Origin of the sequence: Treponema putidum (genome assembly GCF_024401155.1) — a bacterium.
GTDB classification, from domain to species: Bacteria; Spirochaetota; Spirochaetia; order Treponematales; family Treponemataceae; genus Treponema_B; species Treponema_B putidum.
Window position 1 is genome coordinate 2452582 of the sequence record NZ_CP038804.1, and the last position, 12883, is coordinate 2465464.

Consider the following 12883-nt stretch of genomic DNA (forward strand, 5'->3'; position numbering starts at 1 on the left):
TTTTTTATGATATAATTTTTTAGGAGGTTTAAAATGGATTTTGATTTATCAAGAAAAATACCGATAGGGATACAAAGTTTTGAAGATTTACGCAGAAAAAATTTTTTATATGTAGATAAAACTCTATATGCCTTTAAGCTGGCCGCCTTAGGTAAGGTATATTTTTTAAGCCGTCCTCGCAGGTTCGGCAAAAGCCTCTTTCTTTCGACGCTCAAAGCCTACTTTTTAGGCCAAAAGGAGCTTTTTAAGGGTTTATATATTGAAAAAGCTGAAGAAAAAAGAGCCGAAATAGAAAAGACGGATGCTTGGATGGAATATCCTGTCTTTTACTTGGATTTTAACATAGGCAGATATGATGAACCTCATTCTTTAAAAAATCATTTAAACCTTGCCTTAAGTCAATTTGAAGAAATATATGGTTCGCATAAACAAGAAAAAGAACCCGCTCAACGCTTTGCAGGTATAATTCAGAGGGCTTATCAAAAAACGGGCAAGCAAGCCGTCATCCTTGTAGACGAATATGATAAGCCCCTGTTACAGACTATGGGAGTAAATGAAGCACTAAACGAAGAATACCGTAACACCCTAAAGGCCTTTTATTCTGTGATAAAAACTTGCGACCAATATATCCGATTTGCCTTTTTGACCGGTGTAACAAAGTTCAGTAAGGTAAGCATCTTCAGCGATTTAAATAATCTGCAAGATATAAGTATGCTGAATGACTATGCCGAAGTCTGCGGTCTAACTCAAGACGAGATAGAAAACACCTTTAAGCCTGAAATAGAAAGGTTAGCAGGTAACACCAAGAATAGCTATGATAAAATGATTGAAGAGCTAAAAAAGAGGTATGACGGATACAAGTTCAGTGTTTTAGGGGAATCCGTTTATAATCCTTTTAGTATCTTAAGCACACTTAATGCGGGAGAATTAAAAAACTATTGGTTTGCCACGGGAACACCGACTTTTTTAGTAAATTACTTAAAAGATGCTCATTATAATGTACCTAACTTAGACGGTAATGTAGAATTAAATGAAGCAGGTATAGAACTATATAGAGCAGATGCAAAAAATCCTTTGCCGATACTTTTTCAATCGGGATATTTAACGATAAAAGAATACATAGAAGAAGGTAATCTATATAGGTTAGGTTTTCCTAATGATGAGGTGAGGTATGGTTTTTTAGAAAATCTTTTGCCGGCCTATTGTTCACTTAGGCCTGATGAGACAGGGGTTTCGATATGGGAGTTTGTAGAAGATGTAAGGGCGGGAAAGGTAGATGAGTTTATGGAAAGGATGCAGGCGATAATAGCTGGGGTACCTTATGATAACTTACCTAAGGATAAGCTTAAACTTAGGGAGCAAAACTATCAGACTGCCGTTTACTTAATCTTTAAATTAATGGGACAATTTGTGCAGACTGAAATATACTGTTTAAAGGGCAGGGCTGACTGTATAGTGCAAACAAAGGATTCTATCTACATCTTTGAGTTTAAGTTAATGAGTGCAGGAAGTGCCGAAGATGCGATAGCTCAAATAAAAGAGAAGGGCTATGCAGATCAATTTAAGACTATGGGTAAAAAGATAATCCTTATAGGTTCGAGCTTTGATGAAGAGGAGCGGACTATCGGAGATTGGAAGACGGAAGAGCTTTAAGATATTTTTGCATAAATATTTCTATTTACAAAATAATAATTTTATCCGATAATTAATATATGAAAAAAAGTAAGTTTTTATTGATTATTATTGCCGGCCTTCTTTCTATTTTCCTTGAAGCTGAAGACTTAAGCCTTTCAAGAGAAGATTTGCTTGTTATACAAAACCCTAAGGGCGGCTACCATTTATATATAAAAGCCAAACCAGATATAAAAAGTGTCCTTTTAACCGAGACGACAAAGGATCCCGATTTAAAACTTGATAACTATGCCTACCGTGATCCTAATTATAATGAAATAAATGGAGATGAAAAAAGACTTTTAAACGGTGAATTTCTGCTGCCCGAAAAAAAACTTTATAGCCTTATAGATTCTACCCCCGAAAAAAATACGCCTCTGGGGGAGGCCTATCATATTTGGATTCCCTATATAGTTTTATACGGATATGATTGGTCTCGAAGCGGTGAAGTCGAAGTAAAAGACGGAACCTTTTTTAATATACGTACTTTTTCAAAGCCTTATGGAGATTATACGGGAAATTTTCAGGATAATCCTTTTACCTTGAGGGTAACCCAAAAACCTATTGAAAAAGATCCGCCTCCGGATATTTCTTACAGTGATGAGGCCGTCAAAACTTTTACGGACTTAGCCGATACAACCGAAGGAGAAATGATCTATGCAAAGGGGCCTGAGGATATTCTTCCAACAATAAAACAAATTTTAAAAAAGGGAGAAAAGAATCACCTTGATTTACTCTTTGCTTTGGATTCCACTGAAAGCATGAAGGATGATATTGAAGAAGTGCGTAAAAATATCAGCTCAATGCTTGCCGAGATTCTCCCCCAATATCAAACTTATAGAATAGCTTTGGTTTTATACAAGGATTACCGTGAAGACTTTTTAGTGCGGGAAGCCTGTGTTTTTACCGATAACTTAAAAAAATTTGAAAAGGCCCTATACGGGTTTAGAGTTTTCGGAGGAAGGGATATTCCTGAAGCCGTATATGAGGGTATCTTCTTAGGACTTCGCCAGTCATGGCGTGCTTTAGATGCAGATGTGGATAAAAAACTTATTCTTATAGGAGATGCTCCTCCCCACCCCAGACCTCGAGGCAAGGTAACAAAAGAAGATGTTGATAAACTTGCTGCAGATAAGGGAGTAAAGATTTATCCTATAATATTGCCGCATACTTTGTCATATTAAGAGATTTTAAGGTAATGCATTAAATCCGGCTTTAAGTAAAGTAACAAAATATAGTCATTGCTGCGTTCATATGAATAGAAAATTTTCCTTAGTTAAATATCCGCATAATATTCTCCCTGTTTTTTATACATTCGAGCATACCTGCCGTCTTTTTTTATCAACTCGGTATGTGTGCCTGTTTCAATAATTTCACCTTTATCCATTACGATAATTCTATCAACCTTTTGGCAGAGGGCAAGTCTATGAGTAACAACTACCGCCATTTTTTCTTTCATAAGTTCAAGCATCGCCTCAAGTATTTCATACTCGGAATCGGGGTCTAAAGCTGCCGTAGGTTCATCCAACAGCACAGCCTCTCTATCCGCCCAAACACAGCGCATAAGTGCAATGCGCTGCCACTCCCCGCCGGATAAATCAAGCCCTCCTTCAAATTGGCGAGTCAATAAAGATGAGGGCATTAATAAAGAATTTGAAATCGGAAAACTTTCGCACAGCTTTTTAAACCGCTCATTACCAATATTATCTAAATCTTCTGTTCCTTCTTTTTTTGATATGCACACGTTTTCTTCAAAAGTCATAGGAAAACGTGCAAAGTCCTGATATACTGCCGCAAATGATTTTCGTAATTCGCAAGGCTGTATTTTATTTGAAAGCATCCCATTAAATGTGTAAAAACCTTCGGTAACAGGATACATTCCGCTGATAAGTTTTACCAATGTCGTTTTACCCGAACCGTTTGCACCGACAATAGCTATCTTTTCTTTTTTTTGTATATCGAAATTTATATTATCTAAAACCTTTTCATTGCAGCCGGGATATGAAAAAGATACATTGTTAAAAGAAATATAAGCCTTACTTTTATCCTGAGAGGAATTTTCTTGCGGTAAATTTATTTTATTTTCTGAATTAAGAATTTCAAAAAAGGGTTTTAATCTTTTAAATGCAATATTTATATCCAAACCAAAAAGAAGCACCGTAAAAGCATTTTGTCTAAGCTGTGTTACGGCTGTAATTGCAAATACGAAATTTCCCGTGCTCAATTCTTTATTTATGAGAAGCGTATACAAATAAGCAATAACTGCACAATCTGCAAGTCCTTCAAAAATATTTGCAAAAAGCGTTGAAATCATACTTTTATTTCTTAAAGCCGATGTTTGGTTTAATAAATGTGTTCTGTTTTTTTCCAGCGGTTCAATATAAAAAAAGCCGAATCCCATAAGCGTATTTCTTTTGCAAAACCGGGACTTAAAAGAATTGATTCTTGAACGGTAGCTTCTTTGTATTCTTCTCCGTTTTGAATTTCCAATGCCCACAGTCTTTCTTCAAGATTCCATTTTATAATTAAACTCGGAAGAAATGCGGCTATAAGAGCAATCGGCACCCACCATCTTGTCGTAAAACCTATCCACAAAAAAGGGATGGAACCCAATATTCCCGAAGCAAGCATTGCAAGCGAATTAAAAAATCCGTGAAAACGCGGTATCGATTGGTCTGCTAAAGATAACCGGTTTAAAAATTGCGGATTTTCAAAAATATCTATGTAAGGCCAAGAGGATACTTTAGACAGCAATTTACCTTTTAGTTCTAAAAATATTTTACCTTCCAAATATGTAGAATACGTCCAGCGGATTGCTTCAAAGGTATCGTTTGTAACAAGAAATGCCCCTATCATTATGATGTAAATAAAAACATTTGCACCCGTGCTTATATTCGAAACAGTATCGACTACTTTTGATAAGCCCCAAAAACTGATAAACGGAGTTAAAGATGAAATAAGGGCTAAAAGGGAAAGCATAACCAGATACTTAACCGGCACCAGAGTAAAAAATTTATACGGTTTTGAATTTTTTTTCATTTAAAATATTTCCTTAAAATATAAAACTGCCGCGATTTTAATTTACGATTTTATAACAATACCAATTTATGGTCAAGATTTCCATGGAAATTTTTTAGCCAGTCCTTTTTTATGCGTAAGCCCTGGATTTAGCCTTCTCCTACTTTTATTTTTTCATCTTATGTGATAAAATACTCTTTCGCTAAAAAGTTTTAGATAAGAGGAGGTAAAAGATGGATCCCAAAGATGTTGCCGAATGGCGTGAAAATTTTGTAAAATTGCCCGACAATCTTTTTTTTGATTTAATACAGTTGTATTTGGGAAAAATTAAAACCCCCTTTAATAAGCAAAGACTTGCAGAGCAACTTAGTGCTTTTCTACAAAAACCGGCAATACAAGAAAGAATTGCAGAAAGTTTAGATTCTTGCGATATATTGATTTTAAAAGCCGTGAACGAAATTCCCAATCCCACGCAGGCAATGCTGTCTGTATTTTTTTCAAAAAAAATATCGTATTCCGAATTGTCCGGAAAACTTTTAAATGCGGAAGAACGTCTTCTCTTGTATCGAGTTCAAAAAAATAACGGAGATAAAGCATACAAAATTAATCCTATTTTAAAAAAAATTATAGAGCCCTTTTTATCAAAGAATCTTTTTTTTATGCCGGAAAAAATAGGGCAGGTAAAATCGAAAGAAATAAATATAAACGATACGGCTCTTGCCGGCCTTTATTCCTTTTGTGTTCACAACGAAGCCGTTTTAAAAAATAACGGTTCTTTTAAAAAAAAATACGAAGATTTAATCAAAGAAATTTTTCCTTGGCTTTCGGAAAAAACAAAGTACGTTTATTCTATTTTTTCGGCATGCGAATCTTTAGGATTTATTTTTAGAACCGAAAACGGATTTGCAGTTCAAAAATCAAAGTGGGAGGCCTTTTCGCAATTAAGCAAACTTGAACGTTTGGTATATTTTACGGCAGCGTCCTTATTCAAAATGAGGAAAGAAAATTTACAAAAACTTGTTATAACTCTTTTTGAATTTTTAAATGGTTTTTATCCCGATGCATATTATGAAGAAGAAGATGTAGAACAATTTTTTCTTCTTTTATACATGCAAAATTTTTCTTCGGCAGTACAAAATGAAATTGGAAACGAGAATATTTTACATACAAACTTTATTGAAACCGCAGAACTGTTCGGAATTTTATGCAGAGAGAAAAATTTGGTTTACTTGAATCCCGAATTATTTAAAAATGCGGAAGAACCTCAAAAGCCTCTTTTAATTGACCCGTCATTTGAAGTTACGGTCTTACCCGATAGTAATCTAAAAAATCTTCTGCCTGCAGCGGAGTGTATGGAGCCTGTTTTAATTCAAACGACAGGAAAATTCGAAATCACAAAAAAAGCTTGTTCCAAAATTTTTCAGTCGGAATTAACTTCTGAAAATATATATAAAATCTTATCGGATGCAGCAGGGCATGAGATACCTCAAAATATAAGAGTTTCAATAAATGAGTGGTATAAAAATTTTACTTCATTGGAATTATACAGCGGTTTTGCCGTTTGTGTAAAAAAGGAAAAGGAGAAGTTTTTTGAACTTGATACTCCTTTAAAAAAACTTGTCCGTAAAAAAATAGCGGAGGGAGTTTATCTTTTAAATGTTCAAGATTTAAAAGATTTTGAGCAGGCCGTTTATAAAAGCGGTTTGGAATTTATCTTTTATAAAAATAAGCCTCTTCAATCTCCTTCCGTAAGAAATTTTCAAAGCTTGAATTTATTTTCTCAAAAAGAAAAAGATTATACAAAAAAACTTGATTGGATAAAGCAGCAAAAAGAAAGGAAAAATAAATACTCAAAAACTTTATTACAATTAAATGCGGTACTAAACGATTTGGAATTAACAAAGGAAGATGTTAAGGCTATAAGCAGCCGCATAAACCGTAAAGCTATAATTACTGAGGAGCAGCTTAAAGAAGGTGTTTTTAAATTTACAAAAAAAGAAGCTTCCGGTCTTGATTTTTTAGGAAAACAAAAAATAGCAGAGCAGGCAATCTTAGGAAAACACCTCCTTGAAATAGAGATAAACACTGAAAAAGGAACGGAAAAGATAAGCGGAGTTCCTGAAGAAATTTTAAAACAAGAAAAAGATGCAGTTCTTATCCTTACATGTGAAAATCTTAAGGACAAGTTAAAAATTTCCGTTGCTCATATTTCAAAAATAAAGTTGATTCAAGATTCTATTTTTTCGGAATAAGGGGATGACAGGATAAAAGGGGCAAATCTATGGGTAAATACAAAAATCAAAACATAATCGAAGAGCGTGTAGAAATTGAGGGTATACCTTGCTTGCGTTTTTATCCTTCGGAAACAAGCAGCTTTGTTCGGCCTTTTCCTACCGTATTTTATTATCACGGCTGGTCTTCAGAAAAAAATAAGCAAAAGCTGATGGGCTATGTTTTTTCTACTTTGGGTTATCAGGTAATCTTACCCGATGCAGTCCATCATGGCGAAAGAAATAAGTTTGAAGACTATGATGAAGCTTTAAACGAATTTTTTTTGCCTACAATTATGCAAAATCTTGCCGAGTTTTCTACACTAAAAGATTATGCCGTTAAAAATTGTAATGCCGATAAAAACAAGATTGCCGTTTTAGGGCATTCTATGGGCGGCTTTACTACGGCAGGAATCTTTACCCATAATCCAAGCGTAAAAACTGCGGTCGTTTTTAACGGTGCCTGCGATTGGCAAAATGCAATCCTTCAAATCGAAAAAGAATATGATGAAGCCCATATCGAATTTGATGAGGCAACAAAAAAAGCCGACCCCGCACAAAACATCGGCAAGCTCCTAAACCGTCCTCTTTTCTTACTACACGGAATAAAGGACTCCCTAGTTTCTTATAAAATCCAAAAACAATTTTACGATTCAACCCTTCCGCTTTATAAAAACAAGGATCTTTTAAGACTTATGAGTGTCGAAAGAATGAATCATTATATAAGTATTCAAATGCTTGATGAGACCATTCTATGGTTGAATAAAAATCTATGAGGAGGGTTGAGCTATGAATGAACTAAAAGAACTTTCGTTTTTAATGTACACCTCAAAAGAGGAAAATGTATCGGTTAATGTTGTTGTAAAAGATGAAACCATTTGGCTTACCCAAAAAGCCATGGCTGAACTTTTTGGTGTGGGAATTCCAGCCATATCCAAACATTTAAAAAATATCTTTGATGAGGGAGAGCTGGACAGTTTTTCAACTATTTCCATTTTGGAAATAGTTCAAAAAGAAGGGAATCGGAATATAAAACGAGATACTGAATTTTTCAATTTAGATGCAATCATCTCGGTCGGCTACCGTGTAAATTCACAAAAAGCAACTAAATTCCGTATTTGGGCGACAGGAGTTTTAAAAGAATATATGATAAAAGGTTTTACCCTTGATGATGAAAGATTAAAACAGGGTAAAACACTTTTCGGCAAGGATTATTTTAGAGAGTTATTGGAGCGTGTCCGCTCAATCCGTGCAAGTGAAAGGCGTATATGGCAGCAGATAACCGATATTTTTGCTGAATGTTCCATAGATTATAATAAAGACGATCAAATTACAAAAGATTTTTATGCTATGATGCAAAATAAATTCCATTATGCTATAAGCGGAAAAACCGCTGCGGAAATTGTATATGAAAGTGCAGACAGCAAAAAAGAAAATATGGGGCTTATGACATGGAAGAATTCTCCTAAGGGGCGTATTTTAAAATCTGATGTCAGTATTGCAAAGAACTATCTTGATGAAAAATCCATAAAAAGACTTGAACGGGCTATTACCGGATATTTTGATTATATCGAAGACATAATAGAAAGGGAAAATACCTTTACCATGCAGGAATTTGCCCAAAGTATAAACGAATTTTTTGCTTTCCGCCGATATGATATTCTTCAAAATAAAGGAAAAATTTCACATGCTAAGGCAAAAGAAAAAGCCGAATCGGAATATGATATATTCAATAAAACACAAAAAATAGAATCGGACTTTGATCGGGAGTTAAAAAAACTTACAAAGGAGATGAGCCATGAAAGATGAAGAAAAATTGACAAAGATGCGGGCTCTCGAACTCTGGGATAAAAATTTAATTGACAATATTGAAGTTGGAACCTTTAAGGGCTTGCAGGAAATACATAGGTATCTGTTTCAAGATATTTTTGATTTTGCGGGAGAAATTAGAAAGGTAAATATTTCAAAGGGGAATTTCCGCTTTGCTCCGATTTTATTTTTGGCTGAAAACCTTAAAATAATCGATAAGATGAAGTCGGAAACCTTTGACGAAATTGTGGATAAATATGTAGAAATGAATGTAGCTCATCCTTTTAGAGAAGGTAATGGAAGAAGTATGAGGATATGGCTGGATGCTTTTTTAAAACACCGTCTGGGACGCTGTGTTGATTGGGCAAAAATCGATAAGTTTTCTTATTTAAGTGCGATGGAGCGCTCTCCGATAAACAGTCTGGAAATTAAGGTTTTATTGGAATCTGCTCTGATCGATGATATTCAAAATAGGGAAATTTATATGAGGGGTATACAGGCGTCTTATGAATATGAAGGTATGAGCAGGTATGATATTGGGGATATGTAAGATTATAAAAATTATTTAGGAGTTAAAAAAATGAAATTAACATCTAAACAAAAAGGTATTATGTTTTTAATTCTGTCGGCGCTTTGCTTTGCATCAATGAATTTGTCGGCAAAGCTCGCCGGTAGTTTGCCCTCAATGCAAAAGGCTTTTTTTAGAAATCTAATAGCGGCTGTTGTATCCTTTACCGTGCTTATAAATTCAAAGGAAAAATTTCATTTGAATAAAAAAAACCTGCCCTTCTTTTTTATGAGGGCAATTTTCGGCACTATGGGGATTGTCGGAAACTTTTATGCGATAGAGCACATGCTTCTTGCGGACGCTTCTATTCTTGCAAAACTGGCACCTTTTTTTGCCATTCTGTTTTCTTTTTTATTTTTAAAGGAAAAAATAAAGCTATATCAAATCCTTGCGGTAATTACGGCTTTTTCGGCAAGCCTTCTTATAATAAAACCGGCCTTTGCAGACACAGGCCATGTGATTGCAGCTCTTATAGGGGCTTGCGGAGGAATGATGGCAGGAGCCGCCTATACTTGCGTCCGCTGTCTTTCTCTTAAAGGTGAAAAGGGGCCTCTCATCGTATTTTTCTTTTCATTTTTTTCGATTTTAATGCTGTTTCCGGTCTTTATTATTTTTTATCATCCGATGAGTCTTTTTCAAGTTGTTATGCTCTTAATTGCAGGTGTTTTCGGTACAGGTGGCCAGTTTTGTGTAACTGCAGCTTATGCCCATGCTCCGGCAGGTTCAATCTCAGTCTATGATTATACACAAATAGTTTTTTCTGCAATTTTCGGATTTGCTTTTTTAGGAGAACTTCCCGATCGGTGGAGCCTTTTGGGGTTTGCAATAATTTTTGCAGTAGCCCTTTTTATGTTTTTGCATCGCGAGGATAAGACAGAAACACATGTAAATCTAAATTAATTATGAAGGAGAATAATTTATGTATGTATCTTTACAGGCAATGATATTTTTATGTTTTTGTGTCTTTCTTGCAGGTTTTGTAGATTCTGCGGCAGGAGGGGGCGGTTTAATTTCTCTTCCGGCTTATTTTTTTGTAGGACTTCCGACTCATACGGCCATAGGATGCAATAAGTTTTCAGCTGCGTTCGGTACAACTTTTTCAACCCTCCGGTTTTTTAAAAATGGAGCCCTTGAGTGGCGTATAGCCTTAGTTTCTGCCTTATTTTCTTTTATTTCTTCCTATCTAGGCATGAAAATTGCCTTGAGAATAGATCAAGTTTTTTTAAAAAAAGCTATGATTTTAATGCTTCCGGCAATAGCTTTGATTCTTTTGATAAAACGGAATTTCGGCAATGAAAACAAATCAAAAGAAATTCCTAAAAAAAAAGCTTTTGCTTTGGCTGCCTTTATAGGTGCTTGTGTAGGTTTTTATGACGGGCTTATAGGGCCGGGAACGGGTACCATTGCAATTATTGCCTATTCTGCGTGGATGAAGTATGACCTAAAAACGGCATCGGGGAATGCTAAACTTTTAAACCTTGCTTCAAACTATGCTTCGCTGACAGCCGTTCTTCTGAATAATAAGGTTATTTTTTCGATTGCTATTCCTGCTGCAGTTTGCGGTATTATCGGAAATTACTTAGGTGCGGGATTTGCTTTAAAGAAAGGTGCTGCATTTATCAGGCCTCTTATGATTGCGGTTATAATTTTATTGTTTGCAAAATTATTCTACGATGTATTCGGCGAAATGGTATTAGGATTATTTTAAATTATCTAACGGCCATCAGCATATCGGCCTCTTTTTCGGTTATTACATTTTCTTTAACAAGGTCATAAAATTGCTCGCTGTTTGTCTTTCCGAAAAAGAGAATATCATCGGTTCCTATGCTTATAGGAACCCCTGCATCCAACATTTTACGCAATGGATGGGATTTTAGGTTTTTGACGGCACCTAACATCACATTGCTTTGGGGACAAACATTGCATCTTATCTTTCTGTCGGCTAAAAACTGTAAGACCTTATCGTTTTGAGCCGCTCCTATTCCATGCTGAACCTCGTCTAAAGCAAACATTTCAACAAAATACTTTACCGAAGCCGCATCCGAGAATTCTCCGACGTGAGCTTTTTTCTTTAAACCGTATTTTTCGGCCAATCTAAATATATACACGCACTGTTCAATACCTTCGGAAACTTCAGGGCCGTAAAGGTCTATATTTTTAAAAACTTTTGATGACATCATGGGTTCTACCCATTGTTTTAAAAAACTTTGATCTATAGTCTTTGATATTCCTAATTCGGGGATTATTTTGATTTTATTTTTATATTTTTTTACAATCTGTTCTACAGCCGATAAAAAGGCCTCTAAGTCTTCATTAAATTGTTTTATAAAGCCTATGTCGACAGATCCTTCAATATACACAACATTGTCTTCAACTGCACTTTTTATGGACATTTCGATGAGGTCTATAACGTTTTGTGCTGTGGTACATGCAGGACGGGTATATTGTCCTATTATTTCATGCATCTCATCAAGACCGTTCATCTTTCGAGGAAAATTGGGAATTTCAAAACCTGCCCATTTTTTATAGTCTGAATAATTCATACTCAAATTCAGATGATTATGAGTATCAGATTTGGGCTGCTTTTTATAGTAATCAAAGTCTCTCATTAATACTTCCTTGTATCCGTTAGTATAAGTATATCACTCTTTTTTAAAAAAACCATATAAAATATACAATATTCCTAAAATATTATCGGTAATTTATGTTAAAAAGTTTAATCCTTCAAAAATTCTATAATTCTTTTTGCTACAAGTTCCTTTTCAACATCATTTGTAACTACATGACTGCTTTTTTCGAGTATTAGATACTCATTTTGAGTTCTTAAATTCTTGTCTATGAGGTTTTTTACTCTAAACGGCACTAAATTGTCTGCTTTTGATAAAATTGTAAGAGTTTGGGATTTAATAAAAATCATATTTTTTACTGCTAATTTTTGAAGCTTATACAGATCCGCAGATTTTTCTAAATACTCTATACCGTTATAGTCTGCCATCGCCCTTCCATATTCGGGGTCGTTTTCATAAGTTTTTTTGACGGTCGATATCTTTTTGACAAAAAATTTTAAAAAAGGAGTGAGTTTTATCCGGTTATCTGTTGCAATAAAAGCCGGAGCGCATAAGAATATTTTTTCAGGATTAAAGCGGGCTGCTATCAGAGAGGTTAATATTCCCCCCATTGAAAGACCTCCGACAAATACTCTTTCATACATTGCACAAATATCTATATATTCATCGCATACCTTCCTAAGCCAATCCTTCCAGCTCGAGCTTAAAAGATCGTCTTTATTTGTACCATGCCCCGGAAGTCTTGGTATGTAGACATTGTAGCCGGCTTCATTTAGCTGCCGTCCCAGCCAAATCATCTCACGCGGAGAGCCCGTGTAGCCGTGAATAAGTAAAATAGCCGGAGCGGTTTTTAGCCCTTTTAAAAAAAACGGCTTTGTCGTATCTGAAAGTTTTATAGGGTAATTGTCAAAAAACACGCTAAATCTCCTTTAAATTTAAGAATATTATATATCTTTTTTTGTAAATAAACTAGGTATCGC

Annotated in this window: 10 protein-coding genes and 1 pseudogene; 8 read left to right on the plus strand and 3 right to left on the minus strand. The window is 35.1% G+C overall.

Features of this window, described 5'->3' with window-relative positions; all coding sequences use genetic code 11:
- Nucleotides 1-33: 33 nt before the first annotated feature.
- Together E4N74_RS11385 and E4N74_RS11390 are read left to right on the plus strand one after the other, a co-directional pair.
- A complete protein-coding gene (locus E4N74_RS11385; RefSeq protein WP_255817808.1) occupies nucleotides 34-1653 on the plus strand; it encodes an ATP-binding protein in 1620 nt (539 codons plus the stop codon).
- Between the two features lie 59 nt (nucleotides 1654-1712).
- The gene (locus E4N74_RS11390; protein WP_255817810.1) at nucleotides 1713-2855 is read left to right on the plus strand and encodes a vWA domain-containing protein; all 1143 of its coding nucleotides are present in this window, start codon (nucleotides 1713-1715) and stop codon (nucleotides 2853-2855) included.
- A gap of 92 nt (nucleotides 2856-2947) precedes the next feature.
- Here the strand turns inward: E4N74_RS11390 and E4N74_RS11395 are convergent.
- Nucleotides 2948-4710, minus strand: a pseudogene (locus tag E4N74_RS11395) (ABC transporter ATP-binding protein).
- 212 nt (nucleotides 4711-4922) lie between these two features.
- Between E4N74_RS11395 and E4N74_RS11400 the strand changes: the two are divergent.
- The 6 genes from E4N74_RS11400 to E4N74_RS11425 are packed head-to-tail and all read left to right on the plus strand — an operon-like array spanning nucleotide 4923 to nucleotide 11044.
- The gene (locus tag E4N74_RS11400; protein ID WP_044978256.1) at nucleotides 4923-6941 is read left to right on the plus strand and encodes a helicase; all 2019 of its coding nucleotides are present in this window, start codon (nucleotides 4923-4925) and stop codon (nucleotides 6939-6941) included.
- A gap of 29 nt (nucleotides 6942-6970) precedes the next feature.
- On the plus strand, nucleotides 6971-7735 hold the full coding sequence (locus E4N74_RS11405) for an alpha/beta hydrolase family protein (RefSeq protein ID WP_044978257.1): 765 nt from the start codon (nucleotides 6971-6973) through the stop codon (nucleotides 7733-7735).
- 13 nt (nucleotides 7736-7748) lie between these two features.
- The gene (locus tag E4N74_RS11410; protein ID WP_255817812.1) at nucleotides 7749-8768 is read left to right on the plus strand and encodes a virulence RhuM family protein; all 1020 of its coding nucleotides are present in this window, start codon (nucleotides 7749-7751) and stop codon (nucleotides 8766-8768) included.
- A complete protein-coding gene (gene fic / locus E4N74_RS11415; RefSeq protein WP_044978262.1) occupies nucleotides 8758-9318 on the plus strand; it encodes a protein adenylyltransferase Fic in 561 nt (186 codons plus the stop codon). The genes E4N74_RS11410 and fic overlap by 11 nt, the downstream gene beginning before the upstream one ends.
- A 30-nt stretch (nucleotides 9319-9348) precedes the next feature.
- Nucleotides 9349-10236 (plus strand): DMT family transporter, encoded by an 888-nt coding sequence (locus tag E4N74_RS11420; RefSeq protein WP_255805333.1) that lies wholly within the window; start codon nucleotides 9349-9351, stop codon nucleotides 10234-10236.
- A gap of 19 nt (nucleotides 10237-10255) precedes the next feature.
- Complete coding sequence (locus E4N74_RS11425) at nucleotides 10256-11044, plus strand: sulfite exporter TauE/SafE family protein (protein ID WP_044978266.1); 789 nt, start codon at nucleotides 10256-10258, stop codon at nucleotides 11042-11044.
- A 1-nt stretch (nucleotide 11045) separates the two neighbouring features.
- Here E4N74_RS11425 and E4N74_RS11430 read toward each other — a convergent pair whose 3' ends face one another.
- Both E4N74_RS11430 and E4N74_RS11435 read right to left on the minus strand, forming a co-directional pair.
- Nucleotides 11046-11945: an adenosine deaminase gene (locus E4N74_RS11430; protein WP_255805337.1), complete on the minus strand. Its 900-nt coding sequence runs from the start codon at nucleotides 11943-11945 to the stop codon at nucleotides 11046-11048.
- A 107-nt stretch (nucleotides 11946-12052) separates the two neighbouring features.
- Complete coding sequence (locus E4N74_RS11435) at nucleotides 12053-12820, minus strand: alpha/beta hydrolase (protein ID WP_255817814.1); 768 nt, start codon at nucleotides 12818-12820, stop codon at nucleotides 12053-12055.
- Nucleotides 12821-12883: the final 63 nt, after the last annotated feature.